A 24,221-nucleotide genomic window follows, 5' to 3' on the forward strand; every position below is an offset into this window, starting at 1 on the left:
CGGGCCTGCCGGCGCCCCTTTTGTCGTCACCCCGCTTCCGGCACCCAGAAGAAGGTCCAGGCCTCGGCCGAGGGCAATCCGTCCGCGGTCCGGCTGCGGACGTACAGGAAGTACACGTCGGAGACTTCCGGCGTGATGGTCACCCGTGCGATGCCGTCCGCGTCGGCGCGGACGGTGATCTCCTCGCCCTCGTTGAGCCGGTAGGTGTACTCGACGACGTTCCCCATGCCCGGCGCGAAGGTGATCCGACGTGGCGTACCGGCCGGTGCCTCCGGGTCCTCGTCGGTGATCGTCGGCGCGGTGAAGCGGACCCGGAACTCGTAGACCGTGTCCTCGGAGGAGTTCCCGGCCTTGTCGACGCTCTGCACGACGAGCCGCCTCGGTCCGTGCAGCATCGGTGCGTAGCTCACCGTCGCCGACCGGCCCGACGGGTCCACTGGGACGAAGTGCGAACTCAAACCGGGTTCGCCGTAGCTGAAGCCCGCCAGGTCGTCGGCGTCGGCGGTGAAGGTGAAGCTGCCCGGGATGCCGGGCCCGCCGGCCTCCGAATCGCCTCCGGCCGGGTAGTCGGTGGAGGTGACGGTCGGCGCAGCCGGCGCCTCCGTGTCGACGGTGAACCGGCACTCCGGCGACCAGTCCGAGCTGTCGTGCTGGTCAGACGCCCGCACCGAGAAGGCGTAGGTGTTCCCGTGGATGAGCCTGCCCGCCGGGAGTTGGTAAACGTACCGGGACGGGCTGGACTGACCGTCGAGGGTCGCCTCCGTCCGCTCGGCCGGCCGGTCGACCGGCCACCAGGCGAAGGTCGCCGCCACCTGGTCGTGGCCGCCGGTCTCGTTGACGTCCGGGTCGGAGACACTGGCCCGGAGTGTCGGCCTGGTGTTACGGATCATTAGCGGGCTATCGCACGCCGTGCCGTCGACCATGAGCTGGTCGGGAACGTTCGGCGGGGTGTTGTGGTCTAGGGAGATGCCGACGTTCTTGATCCGGCGGCCGTAGTGCTTGCTCTCCTCGTGGTCGTCGGCGATCCGCGCCATCAGCGTGAGCTGGTCCTGCCCGTCCGCCACCGCCTGGCGCACCGCCTCGGTGATCATCACCCCGATGAAGCTGCTTCCGCAGGGCAGGTCGGGGTAGGCGATGTCCGCCACCTTCTCCCGTACGTTCGGCGCGGTGTTCCAGGTCGGGGCGGTGGTGGGCGGGTCGGTCCGCCACAGCTCGATCTCGCGCGGCTTGTCGCAGTCGTTGACCTTCGACTCCCCGGTGATGGCGCGGGCCGAGACGACCCGCTGCCCTCGGTAGGGCGTCAGGTCGAAGGTGAAGTAGGCCCGGGCGGTGTGCTTGGCCCCGTCGGCCTCCCAGGTGCCGACCGGAACGGTGTCGCCGGAAGGGGAGAAGGACCTGGTCGGCTGGCGGGCGTCGGTCCACGCGACGCTGGCCGGGGTGACGTAGTCGACCATCGCCGCCGCTGGTTGCCCGGTCACGGCCAACAGGCCGCCGGTGGCCAGTAGGAGAGCGCCGGCCGTCGTGGCCGCCCGCCGCGCCGATCCCCCGTGTCGAATCGACATGAAGCCTCCGAGTGAGATGCGCAATGATGTGATGATCTTAAGTTCGTCGAGCAACGGGGCCTCGGGTCCGGCGCTCACCCGTCGTCAGGTGCATGGCGACATCGGTGCGCCCGCCCGGAAAGCGCGCCCGGACGGGCGCACCGCCCCCGTCGGATGTCGTCACCGACAACCGTGACGAGTCTGCGGGCTGGCGCTGTCGATCCGCTATCACATCGCTATCGTCCGGGCGCGGCAATCTGTGACCGTCGGGCTACCCTGCTGGAAGTTGCACAGGAAGGCGTACGGGGAGCAGATGCGGTTCGGGATCCTGGGGCCCCTGCGGGTGGGTGGTGGCGAGGCCACCGTCACCGCGGGACGGGACCGGACCGTGCTCGCCATGCTGCTGCTGCGTGCCGGCCGGGTGGTGTCCGTCGAGGAGCTGGTCGACGCGGTCTGGGAGGAGAGCCCCCCGGCCACCGCCCGCGCCCAGCTCCAGATCTGCGTGTCGCGACTGCGGCAGCGGCTCGCCCTGCTCGGGCTGCCCGCGGAGACCATCGTCACCGACCCGGTCGGCTACGGCATCCGGATCGATCCGGCCGATCTGGACGCGGAGGTCTTCGCCCGTGCGGTCGAGGCCGGTCGGGCCGCGGTGGCCGGCGGACAGCCGACCGAGGCGCGCCGGCACTACCGGACCGCGCTCGCGCTCTGGCGCGGCCCGGCCTTGAGCGGCATCGCCAGCCGGCGCGTACGGCGCCGGGCACTGGCCCTCGACGAGCAGCGCATCGCCACCCTGGAGGAGTGCGTCGACGTCGAACTGCGTCTGCACCGGGCAGCCGACCTGATCGACGAGCTGACCGAGAGCGTGGACCGGCATCCGCTGCGGGAGCGGCTGCGCGGCCAGCTCATGCTCGCCCTGTCCGCGGTCGGCCGGCAGGCGGACGCCCTCGCCGTCTATCGCGAGGGCCGCCGCATCTACGCCGAGGAGCTGGGCATCGAGCCCGGTGCCGCGTTGCAGGAGCTGCACCAGCGGGTGCTCGCGGGCGACCTGGCGTTCGGTGGCCAGGAGAGTCGCCTCACCCTGCCGGTCCGCTCGCTGCCCCGGGCGATCGGCGACTTCACCGGGCGGCAGGAGACGGTGGCCCGGCTGGTACGGGAGATCGAGGAGGACGGGGCCCGGATCCAGCTGATCGACGGGATGGCCGGCAGTGGCAAGACCACCCTGGCCGTGCACGTCGCGGCCGTGCTCGGCGACCGTTATCCCGACGCGCAGCTCTTCCTCGACCTGCACGGGCACAGCGAGCGCAGCCCGCTGACCCCGGCGGCGGCGGTGGCGATGCTGCTCCGCCAGCTCGGCGTGCCGCCCGAGCGAGTGCCGCTCGAACTGGACGACCGGCTGGCGATGTGGCGCAGCGAGCTGGCCAACCGGCGAGCCGTGGTGGTGCTCGACAACGCGGCCGACACCGCGCAGGTGGCGCCGCTGCTGCCCAACGGGCCGGACAATCTGGTCCTGATCACCAGCCGACGTCGGCTGATCGGGCTCGACGACGGGCGGCCCTCGTCGCTGCCGGTGCTGGCGCCCGGCGAGGCGGTCGAGCTGCTCGCCCGGATCGCCGGCCCGGAGCGGGTCGCCGCCGAACCGGACGCCGCCGCCGAGGTGGCCCGCCGCTGCGGTCACCTGCCGCTGGCCATCCGGCTGGCCGGCGCCCGCCTGGCCCACCGTCCCGCCTGGCGGATCGCGGACCTGGCCGAGCGCCTGGCCGGTGGGCGGAACCCGCTGGCCGAGTTCGCGGCTGGGGACCGGTCGGTGGGGCAGGCTTTCGCCCTGTCGTACGCCCAGGTGCCGCCCGGCGCGCAACGGATGTTCCGGCTGCTCGGGCTGCACCCCGGCGTACGGTTCGACAACCGGGTGGCCGCCGCCCTCGCGGATCTGTCCGTCTACGAGGTTCAGGATGTGCTGGACGAACTGGTCGACGCCCACCTCACCGAGGAAGCGGAGCCGGGCCGGTATCGGCTGCACGACCTCATCCGGGAGTACGCCCGGCTCCTGCTCGCCGAGCCGGACCGGGCCGAGGAACGGCGGGACGCCCTGCGCCGGCTCCTGGACCACCACCTGTATGTGGCCGCCGAGTTGGCTCGTCAGATCGAGTGGGCGACCAGCCGGCTGGCCCTGCGGCTGCCTGAACCGTCCCGTCCCGACCTGGTCGCCGCCTCGGTCGCCCAGGGGCGGAGCTGGTTCGACGAGAACCGGGCGCTGCTGCCGGCGCTGGCCCGGCTGGCCGCGGCCGAGGGGTTCCTCCGGCACTGCTGGCAGCTCGCCCGGGCGAGCTGGCGGGCCCAGTTCGACGGTGGTCACCTCGACGAGCTGATCGAGATGCACGACGTCGGCCGGCGGGCTGCCGAAAGCCTGGGCGACGACGAGGCGCTCGCGACGATGCTGAACTACCTCGCCTCGGCGTACTTCCGGCGGGCCCGGTTCGCGGAGGCCATCGACCTGATGGAGACGGCCGTCGACCTCTGGCGCCGACTGGGGCTCCCGCACGAGGTACGCAACACGCTTGGCAACCTCAGCGTCTCCCACACGATCAACGGTGACGCCCGCCGCGGCGCGGAGTGCTTCGCGGCCGCGCGGGCCATGTTCCAGGGACCGGACGATCTTGCTGCCATGGCCGTCCTGCTGAACAACCTGTCCTTCGCCCACTTCATGGCCGGCCGGTACGACGAGGCGCTGCGGATCAGCCGGCGGCATCTCCTGCTCGCCCGGCAGGTCGACGACGCCCGTCAGTTGGCCCACGCGATCGCCCACCTGGGGATGATCCGGAATCGCCTGGGCCACGGGAAGCCGGCCCGCCGGCTGCTCCGCATGGGGCTCCGCCTCAAGCGGAAGTCGGGCAACCAGGTGGGCGTGGGCGAGGTGCTCAACGAGTTCGGCCTGATCGAGCGCCACGCCGGGCGGCCCGAGGCGGCCGCCTCGCTGCACCGGGACGCGCTGGTGAAGATGATGGAGGTGGGGGACCGGATCGGGCAGTGCGCCTCGCGGAACCTGCTGGCACAGGCCATCCTCGACCAGGGGGACGTGGCGAGCGCGCTCGACCTGCACCGCCGGGTGCTGGCGGACGCCACCAGGCTGAAAGTCCGTTACGAGCAGGCCAAGGCGCTGGACGGCATCGCCCGCTGTCTGCGCGACACCGACCCGCAGCAGGCCCGCACGCACGCGAGCCGGGCGCTGGCCCTGTTCCGTCAGATCGAGTCGCCGGACCAGCGGCGTACCGAGCAGTTGCTGGCCGAGCTGGGCTGAGCCCCGGGGCCGGCGCGGGCGGAGCTTTCGCTGCGGGTCGGCGACCCGCGCGGCAGGATGGTACGCGTGACGACTCCAGAGGCGACCGGCTACCGGATCGAACGCGACTCGATGGGCGAGGTGGAGGTCCCAGCCGAGGCGTTGTGGCGGGCGCAGACCCAGCGTGCGGTGCAGAACTTTCCGATCTCGGGGCGGGGCCTGGAACCGGCCCAGATCAAGGCGCTGGCGCAGATCAAGGGGGCCGCCGCCCAGGTCAACGGCGAGCTGGGGGTAATCGGGGCGGACGTGGCCGAGGCGATCACCACCGCCGCCGCGCACGTGGCCGACGGCGGCTACGACGACCAGTTCCCGGTCGACGTCTTCCAGACCGGCTCCGGCACGTCGTCCAACATGAACGCCAACGAGGTGATCGCCACGCTGGCCAGCCGGGAGCTGGGCCGGAACGTGCACCCGAACGACGACGTCAACGCCTCGCAGTCCAGCAACGACGTGTTCCCGACGTCGATCCACCTGGCCGCCACCCAGTTCGTGGTGGAGGATCTGATCCCTTCGTTGAAGCACCTGGCCGGGGCGCTGGAGGAGAAGGCAGCCGAGTTCGAGACCGTGGTCAAGGCGGGGCGTACCCACCTGATGGACGCCACCCCGGTCACCCTGGGCCAGGAGTTCGGCGGGTACGCCGCCCAGGTCCGCTACGGCATCGAGCGGCTGGAGTCCGCGCTGCCGCGGCTGGCCGAACTCCCGCTCGGCGGCACCGCCGTCGGCACCGGCATCAACACCCCGCTCGGCTTCGCGGGCCGGGTGATCGAGAAGCTGCGCGAGTCGACCGGGCTGCCGCTGACCGAGGCGCGCAACCACTTCGAGGCGCAGGGTGCGCGGGACGCGCTGGTGGAGACCTCCGGCCAGCTCCGCACCATCGCGGTCGGCCTGTACAAGATCGCCAACGACATCCGCTGGATGGGCTCCGGCCCCCGGGCCGGCCTGCGGGAGCTGCGCATCCCCGATCTCCAGCCCGGCTCGTCGATCATGCCGGGCAAGGTGAACCCGGTGGTCGCCGAGGCGATGCGGCAGGTCTGTGCACAGGTCATCGGCAACGACGCCACCGTCGCGTTCGCCGGTTCGCAGGGCGACTTCGAGCTGAACGTGATGCTCCCGGTGATGGGCCGCAACCTACTGGAGTCGATCAAGCTGCTGGCCGCGTCGAGCCGCCTCTTCGCCGACCGCCTGGTGGTCGGCCTGGTCGCGGACGCCGAGGTCTGTCTGGCGTACGCCGAGGGCTCACCGTCGATCGTCACCCCGCTCAACCGCCACCTCGGCTACGACGAGGCCGCCTCGATCGCCAAGGAGGCGCTGGCCAGGCAGGTGTCGATCCGGGAGGTGGTGCTCTCCCGGGGACACGTCGCCTCGGGCAAGCTCAGTGAGGCCCAGCTCGACGAGGCCCTGGACCTGCTCCGGATGACCCACCCCTGACCGGGGCTCCGGATCGTGCCGGCCGGTCAGGAGTGGGCCGCCGCCTTGCGGGCTCGGTAGGCGCTCACCGCCGCACGGTTGCCGCAGCCGGTGTCGCAGAACCGGCGGGACCGGTTCTTCGAGAGGTCGACCAGTACCTTGTCGCAGTCCGGGTGGTCGCACAGGCGTAGCCGGCTGAGCTCACCCGTGCGGACCAGGTCGGCCATCGCCATGGCGGCCTCGACGGCGATCCGGGTCGCCAGCGGCGCGTCGCGCGGCACGGCGTGCAGGTGGTACGGCTCGCCGTCGTGCCGGATGAGCTGGGGCAGCGCGTGCGACTCGCGGAGCAGCCCGTTGACGATGGCCACCACCTCGTCGGTGTCGGCGTACCAGATCCGGCGGAGCCGGGGGCGCAGCGCGCGGACCTCGCGCAGCTCCGCGTCGGTGTGCTCGTGCCGGCCGGTCCAGCCGTGCGCGGCGATGAACTCGTCGAGGGCGGGCACGTCGGGCAGGCCCTCCCGGTCCGGCCCGGCGGTGTTCACCAGTCCTGCGGCGGCGACCAGGCCACACTCGGTGTCATGGGCGAATAGCAACTTGACTCCTGTCAGGATGCCGGCCTAGCGTCATCAGCATAACCATGTTTCACCAATGACCGGTCGTTCGATCAAGGAGCTGTCGATGCGTGAACGGTCCGGCGTCGGCCTCGGCCTGGCCCTGCTCTCCGCGCTCACGTTCGCCACCTCGGGCACCTTCGCCCGTTCCCTGATCGCCGGCGACTGGTCCGCCGAGGCGGTGGTGCTGGCCCGGGTCGGCATCGCGGCGCTGGTGCTGGCCGTGCCGGCGCTGCTGGCGCTGCGCGGGCGGTGGCCGGTGCTGCGGCGCAACGCCGGCACGATCGTCGTGTTCGGACTGCTCGGGGTGGCGGTGGCCCAGGCGTGCTTCTTCAACGCGGTCCGCTACCTGCCGGTCGGTGTCGCGCTCCTGCTGGAGTATCTGGGCATCGTGCTGGTGGTCGGCTGGATGTGGCTGGTCCACGGCCAGCGGCCCCGACTGCTCACCGTGATCGGGTCGCTGACCGCGCTCGGCGGGCTCGTGTTCGTGCTGGACCTGACCGGCGCCGGACGGCTCGACCCGATCGGGGTGCTCTGGGGGCTTGGCGCCGGGGTCGGGCTGGCCGGCTACTACGTCATCGCCGGTCGGGTCGACGCCGCGCTGCCGTCCGTGGTGATGGCGAGCGGCGGGATGGCCATCGGCGCGCTGGCACTCGCCCTGCTCGGCATGGCCCGGCTGCTGCCGCTGCGGGCCGACACCGCCGACGTCACCTTCGCCGGACACCAGGTGAGCTGGCTGGTGCCGATCGCCGGGCTGTCGTTGATCGCCGCGGTGGTCGCGTATCTGGCCGGGGTCGCGGGAGCCCGGCTGCTCGGCGCGCGCCTGTCCTCCTTCGTCGGGCTGACCGAGGTGATGTTCGCGGTGCTGATCGCCTGGCTGGTGCTGGCCGAACTGCCGACGGCTGTCCAGTTGCTCGGCGGGGCCTTGATCGTGGTCGGGGTCGCCCTGGTCCGGCTGGACGAGCTGCGCACGCCGGAGGCGGTCCCGCCGGCCCCGACCGAGCCGGCGCTGGCCGGCGAGCGGTGAGCGAACCGCGTACCGCGGTCGTCTTCGACGCCGACGAGACCCTGATCGACCTGCGCCCGGCGGTCACCGGCGCGCTGGTGGCCGTACTCGAGGAGATGCGGCGGTGGGCCCCGGCGGCCGCGGGGGTCTCCCTGGCGGACCTGGAGTCGGACTGGGGTGCGGTGTTCGGCGCGCTGAGCGCCGCGCCGGTGCAGGAGATCCGCCGGGCTGCGCTGGCCCGGTCGCTGGCCCGGGCCGGCCTCGACGAGCACCTGGACGAGTTCGCCGCGCTCTTCTTCGCCCGCCGCTTCGCGCTGAGCCGGCCGTTCCCGGACGCGGTGCCCGCGCTGGCCGCGCTGCGCCCGCGGCACCTGCTCGGCCTGGCCACCAACGGCAACAGCCGCGCCGAACGCTGCGGGCTCGCCGGCCAGTTCACCTTCGAGCTGTACGCGCACGAGAACGGCCTGCCGAAGAAGCCCGCGCCGGAGTTCTACGCCGCCGTGGTGACGGCGGCCGGACTGCCGCCCGAGCGGATCGTGTACGTCGGGGACTCGCCAGAGCACGACGTGGTGGCGGCGCAGCGCGTCGGACTGCGCGCCGTCTGGCTGAACCGGGCCGGCCTGCCCCGCCCCCCCGGGTTGACCCCGGACGCCGAGGTGCCCACGCTCGCCGACCTCCCCGACCTCCTCCTCGACCTCCTCGCCCGCCCCTGACTCGTCCCCCGGCCCTCAGCCGCACCCTCCCGCCGCGGGGCCCGCGCCGGGTCCGCGACCGTGGACCGTGTCGGCGATGTGGCGGTATCCAGGTGCCCGGGATACCGCCACATCGACGTTTCGGCGCATCTCACGCTCGCCCCCCCTGGGCGACGAGCGCGGCCCGGACCTCGCGGACCACGGCGGGGAAATCCCGGTGCAGGCGGTGGCTGGTCACGTGCAGCACCAGCCAGCCGCCACCGACGAACTGGTTGAGCCGTTGCCGGTCGCGGTGCAGCTGGTCGGCGTCGGCGTGCCACGTGCCGTTTGTATTCGACGGCGACCCGGAACTGCGGCCAGGCCAGATCAGGATGCAGGACCAGCCCGGAGTCGAACCGGACCGGGTGCTGCGCGACCGGTCGCGGCAACCCGGCCAGCACCAGGCGGACCCGTAGGTGCGACTCCGGCGGTGACTGCGCCGCCGGATCCGCCAACCCGAACACCCAACTCGCGCGTCGGCCACCGGGTCGTCCAGCGTTGCGGTCCGCTGTGTCGGCGAGTGTGCTCCGGCTGACCATGCCTTGAGCCAGCAGCGCGTCGAGGATGCCGACCGCCCGCACCGGGTCGGCCCACACCGCAGTCTCCCAGGCACACGCCGCCGGGCCGCTGCGCGGCACCCAGGACGAACGGCCAGGGCGAATCGGGTCTGCTCCGACCTGACCGGCCCGACGGGCGACGGGCGGGGCAGCCCGCCTGACCGGTCGAACGGAGGTGGCGCGCGCCGACGTCGGAATGGACCGGTTGGCGTTGTCGATCCGACCGGCGGCGATGCTCGCGGTGCTCGTCCGACCGGCGGCGATGCTCGTCTGGTCGGTGGTGCGGCCAGAGGTGCTCGTCTGGTCCGCGGTGCGGCTTCGGGCGCTCGTCTGCCCAGTGGTCGTGGCGGCGATCTGTGTCCGGTCGGCGCTGCTGCTGGCGGTGCCCGGCACCCCGGCGGTGGCGCTGCCGGCGATGACGAGGCCTGCGCAGGTGGGGGACACGTCCGGACGGATGCGATGGACCCGGATGCCAGGCTGGGAGTCGGCACGGGCCATCGGCGGCAGCAGAACGTGCACGTCGTCCGCGAAACCAGCGGCGTGCGTCACGCCGTGCAGGTACGCGGCCGAGGGCCCGGCGATCAGCGTGCCCGGCGGCAGCCGGATCAGGGCGGCCCGGCAGGCCAGCGCGTGGTCACGGTCGAACCGGGCGTCGGCGTAGACGTCGTGCCGGATGCGGAGCCAGGATGCGCCCCGGAGCTGATGCCGGGTCAGCAGCCCACGCTGGACCACGTCCGAGCCACGGAAGACCTGCCAGGCCAACTCGGCCGGCCGGTGCGGATGAGGAGGCATGGGAACAAGCCTGGCGGCGCAGCGCGGGCGAGGGACATCCCTGTGGACAACCGTGGCCGGTCTCGCTGCCCCGCCCTGTAGACAACCGCCACACCGCCCGCACTTTGTGCTAGGGGCCCCTGGGTGGCCACCGCCTTCATTCCGGGGGCTCCCGGCTCTGTCGCCGGTTCGGCGGTGTCCGGCCCCCGGGTCGCTGACCTTGCGGTATCCGACCCGGGGGATACCGCCGCTTCGCCGATCAGGCGGGGCCAGGCAGCGTCAGGCGAGGGCGGTGGCGATCGCCTGGGCGGCGACGGTGACCTGCTCGCCGACCACCGCCACGTCGAGCGGGGCCAGCGACACCACGCCGACGCTCGCCTCCAACCCGGGCACGCCGAGCACCGGCGCGGCCACTCCGTACGCCCCGGACTGCAGTTCGCCGCTGGTGCTCACCGGGCCGGCGGCGCCCGACCGGCCGGCGAGGATGGCCCGCCCCGCGGCGCCCCGCTCCAGCGGATGCCGGGACCCGGTCCGGTACGCCACGTGGAACGACGTCCAGCTCGGCTCCACCACCGCGAGGGCGACCCCCTCACCTCCCTCGACCACGGTCAGGTGGGCCGTCGCCCCGCTCTGCTCGGCCAGCCGCCGCAGCGCCGGCAGGGCGCCCTCGGCGAGCAGTGGTTGGGCGCGGCGGGCCAGGTGCAGCACGCCCGCACCGAGCCGGAGCTTGCCCGCACCGTCGCGCCGCAGCATGCCGTGCCCGGTCAGCGCGCCGACCAGCCGGTAGACCGCCGCCCGGCCGATGCCCAGCCGGTTCGCCGCCTCGGTGACCGTCAGTCCGCCGGGCGCGTCCGCGACCAGGTGCAGCAGGCGCAGCCCCCGGTCCAGGGTCTGGGCCGTCTCTCCCGCCCGTGCCGCCGTGTCCACAGCACGCAGCGTACGACCGGCTCCGCACAACCTCGAAATGTCGCGGACGGCTACCCTTGTACGGTGACGCTACGCCTGTATGACACCGCCGCCCGATCGGTGCGGGACTTCGTCCCGCGGGAAACCGGCAAGGTGGGGGTCTACCTGTGTGGTCTCACCCTCCAGGCCCCGCCGCACATCGGCCACCTTCGCTCCGGCGTCAACTACGACGTGCTGCGGCGCTGGCTGCTCGCCTCCGGCTTCGAGGTGACCTTCATCCGCAATCTGACCGACATCGACGACAAGATCCTGGTCAAGGCGGTGGAGCAGGAGCGGCCGTTCTGGTCGATCGCGTACGCCAACGAGCAGATCCTGGGCGAGTCGTACCGGGCGTTGAACGTGCTGCCGCCGACTTACGAGCCGCGGGCCACCGGGCACATCCCGGAGATGCACGAGCTGATCGCCCGGCTGATCGAGACCGGGCACGCCTACCCGGCCACCGACGGCTCCGGCGACGTCTACTTCGACGTGGCCTCCTGGCCGGCGTACGGGTCGCTGTCCGGGCAGTCGCCGGAGGACATGCAGCCTGCCGGGGACACACCCGAGCGGGGCAAGCGCGATCCGCGCGACTTCGCCCTGTGGAAGGGCGTCAAGCCGGACGAGCCGGCGGACGCGTACTGGCCGTCGCCGTGGGGCCGGGGCCGGCCCGGCTGGCACATCGAGTGCTCGGCGATGTGCTGGCGCTACCTGGGCGCGGAGTTCGACATCCACGGCGGCGGGCTCGACCTGACCTTCCCGCACCACGAGAACGAGATCGCCCAGTCGCAGGCGGCCGACCTGGCGTTCGCCCGCTACTGGGTGCACCACGGGCTGCTCAGCATCGGCGGCGCCAAGATGGGCAAGTCGCTGGGCAACACCCTCGACCTGGACTACGTGGCGTCCCTCGGGGTGCGCCCGGTGGAGTTGCGCTACTACTACGTCGCCGCGCACTACCGGTCCCGCATCGACTACTCCGAGGACTCGCTGCGCGACGCCGCCGTCGCGTACCGGCGGATCGAGGGTTTCGTGCAGCGCGCGGCCGAGCGGGTCGGCGGCGGGCAGCGCGGCGAAATGCCGGCCGGCTTCGCCGCCGCGATGGACGACGATCTCAACACCTCGGCCGCCCTGGCCGTGCTGCACGAGGTGGTCAAGGACGGCAACAGCGCGCTGGCCGCCGGCGACGATGTGACCGTCCGCACGACCCTGGCCGCCGCCCGGGCGATGCTGGATATCCTCGGCGTCGACCCCCTGGACCCGGCCTGGACCGGCGGTGGCCGCGCGAGCGACCTGCGCGGCGTGGTGGACTCCCTGATCGCGCTGGCCCTGGAGCAGCGCGCCCAGGCCCGCAGCCGCAAGGACTGGGCCGCCGCCGACGCCGTACGCGACCAGCTCAAGCAGGCCGGCGTGGTGGTCGAGGACACCCCCCAGGGCCCCCGTTGGACTATTGGAGAGCAGGACTGATGGCCGGCAACTCGCAGCGCCGTGGCCGACGGCTGACGCCGAAGGCTGGTGCGCCGAAGGGCTCCGGCGGCAAGGGGCGGGACGCCCTCGCGGGCCGTGGCCGCACCCTGCCCGCCGACGAGCGACCCTGGCACAAGGCATACTCGGGCACCGAGAAGCTGCCCCAGCGCACCGCCTGGAAGCAGGAGAAGGAGCGCCGCTCGGCGGCCGAGGAGGGGCGCGCCCCCAAGATCGGCCAGCCGGGCAGCAAGGACACCACCTGGGGCAAGGGCAGCCGCGCCGGCGTCCCGGTGAAGGGTGGCAAGGGCAAGCCGGCCGCCCGGGGCGGTCCCCGGGTCGCCCCGGGCCGCCGGTCCAACCCGGCGAAGGACAGCCCGGAGCTGCTGGTCGGACGGAACCCGGTGCTCGAGGCGCTGCGCGCCCAGGTGCCGGCCACCGCCCTCTACCTGGCGCAGGGCATCGACATCGACGACCGGGTCAACGAGATCATCCGGACCGCCGCCGACCGGGGCATCGCGCTCCTGGAGGTCAGCCGGGCCGAGCTGGACCGGATGACCGGCGGGGTGCTGCACCAGGGCGTCGGCCTCCAGGTCCCGCCGTTCGCGTACGAGCCGTTCGAGGACCTGATGGCGGCGGCGCTGGAGCAGGCGTGCCCGCTGCTGGTCGCGCTGGACGGGGTCACCGACCCGCGCAACCTCGGCGCGGTGATCCGGTCCGCCGCGGCGTTCGGCGCGCAGGGCGTCTTCGTACCCGAACGGCGGGCGGCCGGGATCACCGCGACCGCCTGGCGGACCAGCGCCGGCGCGGCCGCGCGGGTGCCGGTCGCCCAGGTCACCAACCTGACCCGGTCGCTGAAGGCGTGCAAGGACGCCGGCTTCGTGGTGGTCGGCCTGGACGCCGACGGCGAGACCGACCTGTACGACCTGGAGGCCGCGGTCGGCCCGCTGGTCGTGGTGGTCGGCTCGGAGGGCCGCGGGCTGTCCCGGCTGGTCGGCGAGACGTGCGACCTGACCGTGCGCATCCCGATGGTCTCCGACGTCGAGTCGCTCAACGCCAGCGTCGCCGCCGCGGTCACCCTCGCCGAGGTCGCCCGGCGCCGCGCCGTCGAGGTCTGACGCCCTTCCCGGAAGACGCGAAAAGGGGCGGTCCGCCGTGGCGGACCGCCCCTTTTACGTACGTCAGATCCGGCTGCCGGTGGCGGCGTGGAAGACGTGGCTGCGGCCCTGGCGCGGCTTGACGAACACGGTGTCACCCATGTTCGGCATGGTGCGGCGGTCGGTCCGCACCACGAACCGCTCGGAGCTGCCGCCGAGCGCGGCGTGGCCGTAGACGTTGGCGTCGGAGCCCAGGTCCTCGACCAGCTCGACCACGACCGGCATGCCGCCCTCGGTCGGGCTGACCAGGTCGCAGTCCTCCGGCCGGAAACCGACGGTGACCTTGCCGTCGCCGCCCTCGGCCTTGGCCGCCTCGACCTGCTCGCGGGTCAGCGCCACGTGCATCTCGGCGAACTCGGCGCCCTGCTCGGTCAGCGGCACCGTCTTGATGTTCATGGCCGGGGAGCCCATGAAGCCGGCGACGAAGACGTTGGCCGGGGTGTCGTAGAGCGCCCGCGGGGTGTCCACCTGCTGGAGGACGCCGTCGAGCATGACCGCGACCCGGTGACCCATGGTCATGGCCTCGACCTGGTCGTGGGTCACGTACACGGTGGTGACGCCCAGCTTGGCCTGGAGCGACGCGATCTGCGTACGGGTCTGCACCCGGAGCTTGGCGTCGAGGTTCGACAGCGGCTCGTCCATGAGGAAGACCTGCGGCTCCCGGACGATCGCGCGGCCCATGGCGACCCGCTGGCGCTGACCACCGGAGAGCGCCTTCGGCTTGCGGTTGAGGAAGTCCTCGAGCTGGAGCAGCGCCGCCGCCTCCTTGACCCGCCGGTCGATCTCCGACTTCGAGGTCTTGCGCAGCTTGAGCGCGAACGCCATGTTCTCGTACACCGTCATGTGCGGGTAGAGCGCGTAGTTCTGGAAGACCATCGCGATGTCGCGGGCCTTCGGCGGCAGGTGGGTGACGTCCCGGTCGTCGATGTAGATGGCGCCGTCGTCGACGTCCTCGAGGCCGGCGAGCATCCGCAGGCTGGTGGACTTGCCGCAACCTGACGGGCCGACCAGGACGAGGAACTCCCCGTCGCCGATCTCCAGGTCGAGCTTGTTGACGGCGGGGCGCTCGGTGCCCGGGTAGATCCGGGACGCCTTCGCGTAGGTGACCGTAGCCATGGTGGAGCGCTTCCTTTCACCGGCAGGAACGTGCCGGACGATCCGAGTGGAAGGAGCGACCGGCACCCACGGTGCCGGCCAACGGGCGGTCACCCCAGGCAGCCGAGGCGGACCGGAGGTGTCGTCCGTGTCACTGCACGGTAAACGGGTTTTCCGATCGTGCCAAGACGGGGTGCGTGGGATGGGACGGACCGCATACACATTCCGGTCAGTCGGGCACGCCGAGGCATCAATCCCCACGGCTGTCGGGCGGCCCGGTGTCGATACGTCGGCGTCGAGGTCACGAAATTGACGTTTTCCGTGCTCGGGAGCCCTGCGGAACGGGATTTCCGGGCCTCAGTCGCTATGCTGACCACGGCACCACGCGCCCCTGTAGCTCAGCTGGCCAGAGCACTCGCCTTGTAAGCGAGATGTCGCCGGTTCGATCCCGGCCGGGGGCTCCACGCCTTCACTGGTCAAGACCCGTCCGGCGAGCCCATCAAGGGTCGGCCGAGCGGGCGTCCGACATCGGCGCCGCGCTGCCGCCTGTCGCCTCGATGGGGTGCCCGATGGCAGCGGGCCCGCCCACCGCGACGGTGGACGGGCCCGGGGTCGCCGGCGTTACGCGGCCGGCACGGTGATCGCGACGCCGCTGACGGCACCGCCCGCCGTGGTGTGGATCAGGTCGGGGTACGCCACCCGGCCGTCGCCCACGCTGTAGAGGAGTCTCACGTCCTGCGGGTTGAAACCCTTCATCGTGAAGGTGCCGTCGGCGCGGGGGACGTCTCCACGCCCGCCCAGTCACCGGTGGTCGGGTCGACCGCGGTGATGGACACGCACCGCAGGCAGGTGCCTTCGGGCACGGTGACCGTGCCGCTGACCGTGCCCGTGGCCGGCAGCGCCACGTCCAGCGCGGTGGTCTCGCCGGCCGTCACCTGCACCGGCGTCGCGGACGACCGGGTCGCCGCGTTGCCGGACCACGCCCACGCATGCCTCCCGTCGAACGCCGGGAAGGCCAGCTTCCACTGGTACGGGCCGAGGTTGCGGATCTGGTACTGACCGCCGGCGTACGTGCAGGAGGAGTTCGGCCCGGCGTTGGCGTCGAAGGCCGGCCAGGTCGGGCTGGGGCAGACATCGGCCACGCCGGCTCCGGTCGCGGCGTCCCGGACGACCCCGGTCACGGTGCCGGCGCCGTCCAGCTTGACGGTCACCCGGATGCGCTCGCCCGGCGTCGGCGCGAAGATCCTGGCCAGGGCCGGGTCGCCGGTTCCGCCACCGGTCGTCGAGACCCACTGCGCTGTGCTCCCCGTCGTACGGCGCGACGAAGAGCCGGAAGTGCTCGGCGGCGAAGAGATTCTTGTAGTCCACCTCGGAACCGCACTGGCCGTACTGCGAGACATCGGTGTGCACCGGGTCGGCCAGGGTGACACGCCCCGCTGACCGGTTCGCAGGTAGCCGCGTCGACGAAGTCGACGTGCAGGCTGACCGACTTCTCTGAGTACACAGAGGTCATCCGGTCGTCAGCCGGAGACATCACCCTCCATGGATGGTGTCAGGACGGTATCAGTCGGTGGCGACGCCGCCGGTCCCTGCGGCAAACGCCGGCCCACCTTCTCCAGTGGGCCGGCGTTGCAGCCTGCGGCGGAGGTGCCGTCAGCAGTAGGTGTAGCTGCCGCGGCTGCCCCAGGAGCAGCTGTCGATCGCCGTGCCGGCGGAGTTGCGCAGGTAGGCGGCGTCGCCGGTGTTGTTCCACACGTACGAGGACAAGCCCCAGTAGCGGTTGCTGCTGGTGTTGGTGCCCTTGCCGGTGTGGATCACCACGCTGTAGCCGGCCTTGAGGTTGAAGTCGCTGCTGAATTTGTAGACGTGGTTGGACTTGTCGCGCAGGGTCCAGTTCTTGAGGTTGATGGTGGAGCTGCGCTTGTTGGTCAGCCGCACGTACTCCGCGTTCAGGCTGGTGTTCGACCTGTTGTCGGTGCCCGGCGAGTTGTAGTAGACCTTCGTGATCATCACGGCCGGGGTGGCCGCCTGCGCCGGGGCGGCGACGGCCAGCGACCCGCCGACGGCGATGGCGAGGGCCGAGACGAACCCAATCAGCGTCTTCTTCAAGTGGTCCCCCTTTGTTGGGCATGGACGCCGGCGTGAACCCGTCGCCGGCCGGATGCCTCGGCGGCATCACATGCGCGCAGAGCGTAACGGCGGCGAACGGTGGTTTCCCTCCGGAAAGCAGCTGCCAGGGAAACGATGTCTACTTAGGCGTCTGGGAAAAGCCATCCGGCCCGATCTGCGACAAGTTGTCGGAGCCACCGGTGTACAAGAGGCTGGACCAGTTCATCCACCTGCCCGCCGTCCTCAGTTGGAACGGCGGGCGTCGCGTTCGGCGCGCTTGCGCTCGCGCTCCTCCCGGCTCCACTGCTTACGCCGCTCGAGGTCCTGCTTCCACAGGTCGCGGGCCTGCTGGGAGCCGCCCTGGATGGCGTTCTCCACGGTCGGCGGGCCGGCCAGGTTCTTGAACACCCACGACAGGATGCGGCCGCCCTCGCCGGGTGCCTTCTTCTCCTCGGCAGCCATCGTCCACGCTCCGTCCCGCGTCCGCTCGTTGGTGGGCAAATGGTTGGTGCACCAACTATTGGTACGGTAACAGGGTGGCGAGAAGCAGTGCAGGATCGGGTGACCTGAGCGGGATCGACGACCCGCTGGCGCTGGAGCAGCAGGTCTGCTTCGCTCTGTCCGTCGCGGCCCGCGGGGTGGTGGCGGTGTACCGCCCACTGCTCGAACCGATGGGCCTGACCCACCCGCAGTACCTCGTGATGCTCGCGCTGTGGCAGCACGGGCCACTCTCCGTACGCGACCTGAGCCGGCTGCTGCAGCTCGACCCGGGCACCCTGTCGCCGCTGCTCAAACGCCTGGAGGCGAGCGGCTACCTCCAGCGGGAGCGGAACCCGGCCGACGAGCGCAGCCTCGCCGTGACGCTCACCGTCAAGGGCCGGGCCCTGCGCAGTCAGGCCGAGCGGATCCCGCCGGCCATCGTCGAGCGGCTCGGCATGCCGCTCGACGACCTCCGGAAGCTGCACGCCGCCCTCACCGAGGTGATCGAGGCCGCCCAGCAGGCCTCGAAGGCGGCCCCGCCACCGGACGACCGCCGGTCATGACCCGGCCCCGCGGGCGGTCGCCGTCGAACCACGACCGCCCGCGGGGGTACGCCGGCGGTCAGCCCCAGTTCTGCGGCGCGGGCTGGCGGGTCGTCGCGTTGATCCGGTTGAAGAAGTTGGTGGTGGCGATCCAGAGCACCAGCGCCGCCAGTTCCTTCTCCCCGAAGTGGCGGGCCGCCTCGTCCCAGATGACGTCCGGCACCGGGTCGCTCCGGTCGGGCAGCCGGGTCGCCGCCTCGGCCAGGGCGAGCGCCGACCGCTCCGCGTCGGTGAAGTACGGCGTCTCGCGCCAGGCGGCCAGCGCGAACAGCCGCTCCTCGGTCTCCCCGTTCTTCCGGGCGTTGCGCGCCCCGGAGTCGACGCAGGCGCTGCATCCGTTGATCTGGCTGGCCCGCAGGTGGACCAGCTCCAGGGTGCTGGCCGGTACGCCCGCCGAGTGCGCCGCCTTGTAGAGCAGGTTGACCCCCTTCGCCGCGTCCGGGAGCAGCGCCGCGGAATTCTGAATACGTGCTTCGAGAGCCATGTCCGTTGGTCCTGTCTTGTTAGGCTGGCCGGCGTTCATCGCCGCCGCGTTGTCGTCCGTCGCCTGGATGTCGAGCGCGGGGCGGATGGCGTGACAGATGTGACAGCGGTCACCCAAGGGCCGCGTCCGGTCGGGATGGCGAGGCGTGAGCGACACCGATCTGCTGGCCCAGCGTTTCGAGGAGCAGCGTCCGCGGCTGCGCGCCGTGGCCCACCGGATGCTCGGCTCGTCGGCCGAGGCGGACGACGCCGTGCAGGACACCTGGCTGCGGCTCAGCCGCGCCGACGTGGACACCATCGACAACCTGCCGGGCTGGCTGACCACCACGGTCGGGCGGGTCTGCCTGGACCGGCTGCGGTCCGGCAGCGTCCGGCACGAACAGGCGGCGGACGTGGCGGGGGACGAGCCGGCCACCGAGGCGCCCGGGGGGCGGGACCCGGAGCAGGAGGCGCTGCTCTCCGAGTCGGTCGGTCAGGCGCTCGAGGTGGTGCTGACCACCCTCGGCCCGACCGAGCGGTTGGTGTTCGTGCTGCACGACATGTTCGCCGTCTCCTTCGACGAGATCGCGCCGGTGGTCGACCGCAGCTCCATCGCCGTCCGGCAGATCGCCAGTCGCGCCCGGCGCCGGGTGCAGACCCGCTCGGCCGACCCGCAGGCCGATCCGGTCCGGAAGCGCCGGGTCGTCGAGGCCTTCCTCGCCGCATCGCGCAAGGGCCGCTTCGACGACCTGGTGAGCCTCCTCGACCCGTACGTGGTGCTGCGTGGCGACGCCGCCGCCGTGCGGATGGGCGGGACCAGCGAGCTCCGCGGCTCGTCCCCGGTGGCCGACTTCTTCAACGGCCGCGCCCAGGGCGCGGTGCCCGCGTTCGTCGACGGGATGCCGGGGGCCGTGGTGGTCGTGGACGGCCGGATCCGGCTGGCGCTCAGCTTCACCGTCACCGACCGGATCATCGGGATCGAGGTGGTGGCCGAACCCGACCAGCTCGGGGCCCTCGACCTGGCGGTCGACGACAGGGTGGCGGGAGCGGGCCGGTGAGTCGGGCGGCCGAGGAGTCCAACCGGGCGATGCTGCGCGCCCGGGACGCCATGGACCGGGCGTACGCCGAGCCGCTGAACATTCCCGCGCTGGCCCGGATCGCGCACGTCTCCGAGGCGCACTTCATCCGCACCTTCCGCGCCACCTTCGGCGAGACCCCGCACCGCTACCTGCAACGCCGGCGCGTCGAGCGGGCCATGTACCTGCTGGTGCGGACCGACCAGCCGGTCACCGAGATCTGCCACGCGGTCGGCTTCGGCAGCCTGGGCACCTTCAGCCGTACCTTCCGGGACATCGTCGGCGAGCCGCCCTCGGCGTACCGGACGCGGAAGACGGTGCCCGCGGCGGTGCCGAACTGCTTCATCAAGGCGTGGATGCGCCCGAGCATCCCCACCTGACCAGCCAATCCATCAGTTTTGGATAAGCAGGGGACCGGCGGTCTGGCCTAGCGTCTTCGGCATGACGATGAACTCGATTTCCCGCTCCCAGATCTACGTTCTCGACCAGGACGAGGCCCTCGACTTCTACGTCGGCAAGCTCGGCATGGAGGTCAACACCGACGCGGACCTCGGCTTCATGCGCTGGCTCACGGTCAACCTGCCGGGCGAGCCGGACCGCGAGATCCTGCTGGAGAAGCCCGGGCCGCCGGCCCTGGACCCGGCCACCGCCGAGCAGGTCCGCGAGCTGCTCACCAAGGGGGCGCTCGGCGGTCACCTCTTCATGACCACGGACGACGCCCGCAAGACGTACGAGGACCTGGTGGCGAAGGGCGTGGACGTCTACGACGAGCCGACCGAGCAGCCGTACGGCATCGACTTCGGCATCCGGGACCCGTTCGGCAACAAGATCCGCATCGGCCAGATGTTCCCGCGGGCCTGAGGGGAGCGGGCCGGTGACCGAGGCGATCGAACGGTCCGTCGACCGGGTGACCGGGGAGCGGGCCCTGCTTGCGGGCGGCGTCCTGGCCGGTCCGCTCTGGGTGGCGGTCGCGCTGGTCCAGGCGCTGGCCCGGGAGGGCTTCGACCCACGCCGACACCCGGTGAGCGTGCTCAGCACCGGCGACCTGGGCTGGGTGCAGATCAGCAACTTCGTGGTGGCCGGCCTGCTCTGCGTCGGGGCGGCCCTGGCCCTGCGGCGGATCCCGCACCCCGGCCTCGGTCCAGTCAGCGGACCCTGGTTGGTCGGCCAGTACGGCGTCGGGCTGGTGCTGGCCGGGATCTTTGTGGCTGATCCGCTGGACGGCTTCCCGGCCGGTACGCCGCGCGGTCCGGGCGAGGTGAGCTGGCACGGTGCGGCCCACTTCGGCGCCGGGGCGGTCGCCTTCACGGCGCTCATCGCGGCCTGCCTGGTGGCCGCGCGCCGTTTCGCCCGGCGCGGTGAGCGCGGCTGGGCGGTGTACAGCGGCGTGACCGGAGGCTTCTTCACGGCGGCCTGGCTGGCGCTGATGGCCGGCGGGCACCCGGTGGCGATGGTGGTCTTCGCGGTGGCGGTGGTGGCCGGCTGGGGCTGGGTGTCGGCCACGCTGCGGCGGGCGCTGCGGGAGGCGGCCAGCTGAGCTAGGACGCGCCTGATTCACGGAAAGAGTGGTCATCCGAGCCGGGATGACCACTCTTTCGTACGTGTGGGCGATCCCCGGCGGGCCGCGGGGCCGTGGCGTCAGTCGAGGAGGCCGGTGAGCAGCTCGACCACGGCGGCGGTGGCGGCGGGCGGGGTGACCTCCGGCGGGCAGTCCACGTAGCCGGTGGTCACCGGGCCCACGGTGAGCCGGTAGGTGAAGGCGTCCGCGCACATGGTCGTCCTGGTGGCGGTGGCCTCGGCGACCAGGCGCGGGTCGGCGGTGAGCTGCCGCAGCCGGTCGAGTTCCGCGGGGCTGAGCTGGCCGGTGCGGGCGGCCCCGGCCCGGTCGACCCTGGTCCAGTGGCCGTCGGGCGTCACGGTCAGCGTGTCCTCCAGCCCGACGATCCCGCCGGTCCTGGTCAGCACCACGTCGACGCCCGGGCGGCCCGGCGAGCCGGCGTCGGTGGCCGTCGCGGGCGGGGTGGCCGGAGCGGCGGTGGCGTCGGGCTGCGGGGCGGTCGGCCCGCCGGTCCGGGTGGCGGTGGTCCCGCCGGTCTCCGTGGCGGTGGTCCCACCGGCCTGCGCGCAGCCGGTGAGGGCGAGAAGCACGGCGAGGATGACCGCCGCGACGGGGGCTGTTCTCATGCCGCTCGGACGCACGGCCGGGCCCTCCGGTTCCGCCAACCTGGGCTACCTCATCCGAACGGCCAATGTTGCCGGCAGGAAAGCGCTCGCCCTCTTCCATCTTCTTCGATGTATCACTATATCTACATCAGTGACTACCCCCGTCACAACTTTCTCCTGTCAGGAGGGCCCGTGAAAAGACCCCTTGCCGCCGTCAGCGCCGCGCTGCTTGCCAGCGGCGTGCTGACCTGCGTCACCACCTCGGCGTACGCGGCAACTCCCAGTGCCCCCGCCCCCGAGTCCGCTGCTGCAGCTCGTGCGGAGAGCCTGCTCCGCGCCAACCCCGGTGCCGTCCAGGGCGCCAGCGGGGAGGCCTACCAGGCCGTCCGGACGAAGACGGACCCGAACGGTGCGTCGCACACCAAGTACACCCGGACCTACCACGGCCTGCGGGTCTACGGCGGTGACTTCGTCATCCACACCGCCCCGAACGGCGCCATGACCGGTGCCTCGGTCGGCCTGGACGCGCCGCTCACCCTGAGCACCACGGCCAAGGTCAGCTCGGCCGCGGCCGCGGCGAGCGCGCGCAAGACCTTTTCCGGCACGCTCACCTCGGTGGGCGCCCCGGAACTCTTCGTCGACGCCAGCTCCGGCAAGGGCCGCCTGGCCTGGGAGACCGTCGCCGCCGGCTGGAAGGCGGACAAGCAGACGCCGTCCAAGCTGCACGTCATCACCGACGCCACGACGGGTAAGGTGATCGGCTCGTACGACGAGATCGAGACGGTCAACGGCACCGGCAACAGCATCTACTCCGGCACGGTCACCATCGACACGACGCTCTCCGGCAGCACCTACCAGATGGTCGACCCGTCGCACGGCAACGGCCGCACCTGCGACATGAACAACGGCACGTCGACCTGCACGACATTCACCAACTCGACCAACACCTGGGGCAACGGCGCCAACTCCAACCGGCAGTCGGCGGCCGTCGACGCCCACTTCGGCGCGGCGAAGACGTTCGACTACTTCAAGAACGTGCACGGCCGCAACGGCATCTTCGGCAACGGCGCCGGCGTGCCGAGCCGGGTGCACTACGGCAGCAACTACGTCAACGCCTTCTGGGACGGCTCCCAGATGACCTACGGCGACGGGTCGAGCAACGCCCGTCCGCTGGTCTCGCTCGACGTGGCCGGGCACGAGATGAGCCACGGCGTCACCGAGGCGGTCGCCGGCCTGGTCTACTCCGGTGAGTCCGGCGGCCTCAACGAGGCCACCAGCGACATCTTCGGCACGATGGTCGAGTTCTACGCCAACGCGCCGAGCGACCCGGGCGACTACGACGTCGGCGAGAAGATCAACATCAACGGCAACGGCACGCCGCTGCGCTACATGTACAACCCCGGCCTGGACGGCGCGTCGCACACCTGCTGGTCGACCAGCACCAAGAACGTCGACGTGCACTACTCGTCCGGCCCGGGCAACCACTTCTACTTCAACCTGGCCGAGGGCACCGGCTCCACCGCGTACGGCACCTCGCCGCTCTGCGGCTCCGCCCCGGCGATGACCGGCATCGGCCGGGCCAAGGCGGAGAAGATCTGGTACCGCGCGCTCGACGTGTACTTCACCTCCAACACGACGTACGTCAACACCAGCAACCCGGCGAACACCGCCCGGGCGTACACGCTGCGGGCGGCGACCGACCTGTACGGCAACTGCTCCACGGAGTACAAGGCCGTTCAGGCGGCGTGGACCGCGGTGAACGTGGCCGGCAACGACGCGCCCTGCGGATCGACGGGCAACGACTTCTCCGTCACGCTCTCGCCGACCTCCGGCTCGGTGACCGCGGGCAACGCGATCTCCACCACCGTGTCCACCGCGACCACCAGCGGCACCGCGCAGACCGTGACGTTCTCCGCGTCCGGCCTGCCGACCGGCGCCACCGCGTCGTTCAACCCGTCCTCGGTGACCTCGGGCGGCTCGTCCACCCTCACCATCAGCACCTCGGCGAGCACCCCGCCCGGCAGCTACTCGGTCACCGTCACCGGCACCGGCACCTCGGTGAACCACTCGGCGACCTACCTGCTGACCGTGAACGGCACCGGTGGTGGCTGCACGGGTGCCGGGCAGAAGCTGGGTAACCCGGGCTTCGAGACCGGGACCAGCCCGTGGACGGGCAACACCACCGCGATCGGTTCGTTCGCCGGCCAGACCGCGCACGGTGGCACCCGGTTCGCCTGGCTGAACGGTTACGGCTACAGCAGCAGTGAGAACGTCGCGCAGGCGGTCGCCCTGCCGACCGGCTGCACGACGTACAACTTCAGCTTCTGGCTGCACATCGACTCGGCCGAGACGACCACCAGCATCGCGTACGACACGCTCAAGGTGCAGGTGCTCAACTCGTCGGGGACGGTGCTGGCGACTCTGGCCACCTATTCGAACCTGAACAAGGCCACCGGGTACAGCCAGAAGTCGTTCTCCCTGGCCGCGTACGCCGGCCAGACCGTCACCCTGAAGTTCCTCGGCACCGAGGACGTCTCGCTGCAGACGTCCTTCGTGATCGACGACACCGCGGTCAACGTCTCCTGACCTGACCGTACCGTCGGCGGGCCCGGCGGCCACCCCACGCGGGTGGTCGCCGCTCTGGCCTCTGTTTGCGACTGCTGAGCATGCGTACGGTGGTGCTGAGCTTGATCGGCGCGTCGTCGGGGCCTCTGAG

The 24,221-nt window shown here is 71.9% G+C and carries 23 protein-coding genes and 1 tRNA gene; 15 read left to right on the forward strand and 9 right to left on the reverse strand.

What is annotated here, in order from left to right:
• Positions 1–26: 26 nt before the first annotated feature.
• On the reverse strand, positions 27–1,562 hold the full coding sequence (locus ABZ783_RS18845) for a hypothetical protein (protein WP_357439654.1): 1,536 nt from the start codon (positions 1,560–1,562) through the stop codon (positions 27–29).
• A 292-nt stretch (positions 1,563–1,854) separates the two neighbouring features.
• On the opposite strand from ABZ783_RS18845, the gene ABZ783_RS18850 reads away from it, so the two are divergent.
• Together ABZ783_RS18850 and ABZ783_RS18855 are read left to right on the forward strand one after the other, a co-directional pair.
• Positions 1,855–4,836 (forward strand): BTAD domain-containing putative transcriptional regulator, encoded by a 2,982-nt coding sequence (locus ABZ783_RS18850; RefSeq protein ID WP_357439741.1) that lies wholly within the window; start codon positions 1,855–1,857, stop codon positions 4,834–4,836.
• A gap of 57 nt (positions 4,837–4,893) precedes the next feature.
• Entirely contained in the window at positions 4,894–6,303 is a 1,410-nt protein-coding gene (locus tag ABZ783_RS18855; protein WP_357439657.1) for a class II fumarate hydratase, read from the forward strand.
• Positions 6,304–6,329: 26 nt separating this feature from the next.
• On the opposite strand, the gene ABZ783_RS18860 is transcribed toward ABZ783_RS18855, so the two are convergent.
• Positions 6,330–6,875, reverse strand: a complete 546-nt coding sequence (locus tag ABZ783_RS18860; protein WP_357439660.1) for a CGNR zinc finger domain-containing protein — start codon at positions 6,873–6,875, stop codon at positions 6,330–6,332.
• 85 nt (positions 6,876–6,960) lie between these two features.
• Here ABZ783_RS18860 and ABZ783_RS18865 point away from each other — a divergent pair, with 85 nt between their 5' ends.
• The 3 genes from ABZ783_RS18865 to ABZ783_RS18875 all read left to right on the forward strand — a co-directional run bounded on the left by ABZ783_RS18865 (position 6,961) and on the right by ABZ783_RS18875 (position 9,848).
• The gene (locus ABZ783_RS18865; RefSeq protein ID WP_357439663.1) at positions 6,961–7,920 is read left to right on the forward strand and encodes an EamA family transporter; all 960 of its coding nucleotides are present in this window, start codon (positions 6,961–6,963) and stop codon (positions 7,918–7,920) included.
• Positions 7,917–8,612, forward strand: a complete 696-nt coding sequence (locus ABZ783_RS18870; RefSeq protein ID WP_357439666.1) for an HAD family hydrolase — start codon at positions 7,917–7,919, stop codon at positions 8,610–8,612. The genes ABZ783_RS18865 and ABZ783_RS18870 overlap by 4 nt, the downstream gene beginning before the upstream one ends.
• 786 nt (positions 8,613–9,398) lie before the next feature.
• Positions 9,399–9,848 carry a hypothetical protein gene (locus ABZ783_RS18875; protein ID WP_357439669.1) on the forward strand — a complete coding sequence of 150 codons (450 nt, stop codon included), beginning with the start codon at positions 9,399–9,401 and terminating at the stop codon, positions 9,846–9,848.
• Positions 9,849–10,237: 389 nt separating this feature from the next.
• On the opposite strand, the gene ABZ783_RS18880 is transcribed toward ABZ783_RS18875, so the two are convergent.
• Positions 10,238–10,885, reverse strand: a complete 648-nt coding sequence (locus ABZ783_RS18880) for a helix-turn-helix domain-containing protein (RefSeq protein WP_357439672.1) — start codon at positions 10,883–10,885, stop codon at positions 10,238–10,240.
• 63 nt (positions 10,886–10,948) lie between these two features.
• Between ABZ783_RS18880 and cysS the strand changes: the two genes are divergently transcribed.
• The gene (gene cysS / locus ABZ783_RS18885) at positions 10,949–12,364 is read left to right on the forward strand and encodes a cysteine--tRNA ligase (RefSeq protein ID WP_357439675.1); all 1,416 of its coding nucleotides are present in this window, start codon (positions 10,949–10,951) and stop codon (positions 12,362–12,364) included.
• The gene (gene rlmB / locus ABZ783_RS18890) at positions 12,364–13,479 is read left to right on the forward strand and encodes a 23S rRNA (guanosine(2251)-2'-O)-methyltransferase RlmB (protein ID WP_357439677.1); all 1,116 of its coding nucleotides are present in this window, start codon (positions 12,364–12,366) and stop codon (positions 13,477–13,479) included. The genes cysS and rlmB overlap by 1 nt, the downstream gene beginning before the upstream one ends.
• A 63-nt stretch (positions 13,480–13,542) precedes the next feature.
• Here the strand turns inward: rlmB and ugpC are convergent, their stop codons facing one another.
• Positions 13,543–14,634 (reverse strand): sn-glycerol-3-phosphate ABC transporter ATP-binding protein UgpC, encoded by a 1,092-nt coding sequence (ugpC, locus tag ABZ783_RS18895; protein ID WP_357439680.1) that lies wholly within the window; start codon positions 14,632–14,634, stop codon positions 13,543–13,545.
• Between the two features lie 366 nt (positions 14,635–15,000).
• Between ugpC and ABZ783_RS18900 the strand changes: the two genes are divergently transcribed.
• Positions 15,001–15,077: transfer RNA gene (locus ABZ783_RS18900), tRNA-Thr, on the forward strand.
• 288 nt (positions 15,078–15,365) lie between these two features.
• Here ABZ783_RS18900 and ABZ783_RS18905 read toward each other — a convergent pair.
• Positions 15,366–15,824 carry a hypothetical protein gene (locus tag ABZ783_RS18905; RefSeq protein WP_357439682.1) on the reverse strand — a complete coding sequence of 153 codons (459 nt, stop codon included), beginning with the start codon at positions 15,822–15,824 and terminating at the stop codon, positions 15,366–15,368.
• Between the two features lie 4 nt (positions 15,825–15,828).
• Between ABZ783_RS18905 and ABZ783_RS18910 the strand changes: the two genes are divergently transcribed.
• Positions 15,829–16,053, forward strand: coding sequence for a hypothetical protein (locus ABZ783_RS18910; RefSeq protein WP_357439684.1), 225 nt, complete (start codon positions 15,829–15,831; stop codon positions 16,051–16,053).
• Between the two features lie 213 nt (positions 16,054–16,266).
• Here the strand turns inward: ABZ783_RS18910 and ABZ783_RS18915 are convergent, their stop codons facing one another.
• The gene (locus ABZ783_RS18915; RefSeq protein WP_357439687.1) at positions 16,267–16,722 is read right to left on the reverse strand and encodes a lamin tail domain-containing protein; all 456 of its coding nucleotides are present in this window, start codon (positions 16,720–16,722) and stop codon (positions 16,267–16,269) included.
• A gap of 243 nt (positions 16,723–16,965) precedes the next feature.
• A complete protein-coding gene (locus tag ABZ783_RS18920) occupies positions 16,966–17,184 on the reverse strand; it encodes a hypothetical protein (RefSeq protein WP_357439689.1) in 219 nt (72 codons plus the stop codon).
• Positions 17,185–17,297: 113 nt separating this feature from the next.
• On the opposite strand from ABZ783_RS18920, the gene ABZ783_RS18925 reads away from it, so the two are divergent.
• Positions 17,298–17,765: a MarR family transcriptional regulator gene (locus ABZ783_RS18925; RefSeq protein ID WP_357439744.1), complete on the forward strand. Its 468-nt coding sequence runs from the start codon at positions 17,298–17,300 to the stop codon at positions 17,763–17,765.
• A 58-nt stretch (positions 17,766–17,823) separates the two neighbouring features.
• On the opposite strand, the gene ABZ783_RS18930 is transcribed toward ABZ783_RS18925, so the two are convergent.
• Positions 17,824–18,288, reverse strand: a complete 465-nt coding sequence (locus ABZ783_RS18930) for a carboxymuconolactone decarboxylase family protein (RefSeq protein WP_357439692.1) — start codon at positions 18,286–18,288, stop codon at positions 17,824–17,826.
• 145 nt (positions 18,289–18,433) lie between these two features.
• Between ABZ783_RS18930 and ABZ783_RS18935 the strand changes: the two genes are divergently transcribed.
• From ABZ783_RS18935 to ABZ783_RS18950, 4 genes are all read left to right on the forward strand, one after another.
• Positions 18,434–19,324 carry a sigma-70 family RNA polymerase sigma factor gene (locus tag ABZ783_RS18935; RefSeq protein ID WP_357439695.1) on the forward strand — a complete coding sequence of 297 codons (891 nt, stop codon included), beginning with the start codon at positions 18,434–18,436 and terminating at the stop codon, positions 19,322–19,324.
• Positions 19,321–19,722: an AraC family transcriptional regulator gene (locus ABZ783_RS18940; protein WP_357439698.1), complete on the forward strand. Its 402-nt coding sequence runs from the start codon at positions 19,321–19,323 to the stop codon at positions 19,720–19,722. The genes ABZ783_RS18935 and ABZ783_RS18940 overlap by 4 nt, the downstream gene beginning before the upstream one ends.
• Positions 19,723–19,783: 61 nt before the next feature.
• Positions 19,784–20,203 carry a VOC family protein gene (locus ABZ783_RS18945; RefSeq protein WP_357439701.1) on the forward strand — a complete coding sequence of 140 codons (420 nt, stop codon included), beginning with the start codon at positions 19,784–19,786 and terminating at the stop codon, positions 20,201–20,203.
• A gap of 13 nt (positions 20,204–20,216) precedes the next feature.
• Positions 20,217–20,879 (forward strand): DUF998 domain-containing protein, encoded by a 663-nt coding sequence (locus ABZ783_RS18950; RefSeq protein ID WP_357439704.1) that lies wholly within the window; start codon positions 20,217–20,219, stop codon positions 20,877–20,879.
• A 101-nt stretch (positions 20,880–20,980) separates the two neighbouring features.
• Here ABZ783_RS18950 and ABZ783_RS18955 read toward each other — a convergent pair whose 3' ends face one another.
• On the reverse strand, positions 20,981–21,526 hold the full coding sequence (locus ABZ783_RS18955; protein WP_357439706.1) for a hypothetical protein: 546 nt from the start codon (positions 21,524–21,526) through the stop codon (positions 20,981–20,983).
• A 171-nt stretch (positions 21,527–21,697) separates the two neighbouring features.
• On the opposite strand from ABZ783_RS18955, the gene ABZ783_RS18960 reads away from it, so the two are divergent.
• Positions 21,698–24,091, forward strand: coding sequence for a M4 family metallopeptidase (locus tag ABZ783_RS18960; RefSeq protein WP_357439710.1), 2,394 nt, complete (start codon positions 21,698–21,700; stop codon positions 24,089–24,091).
• The last annotated feature ends 130 nt before the right edge of the window (positions 24,092–24,221 follow it).

It is taken from the genome of Micromonospora sp. NPDC047738, assembly GCF_040642675.1.
GTDB lineage: Bacteria > Actinomycetota > Actinomycetes > Mycobacteriales > Micromonosporaceae > Micromonospora.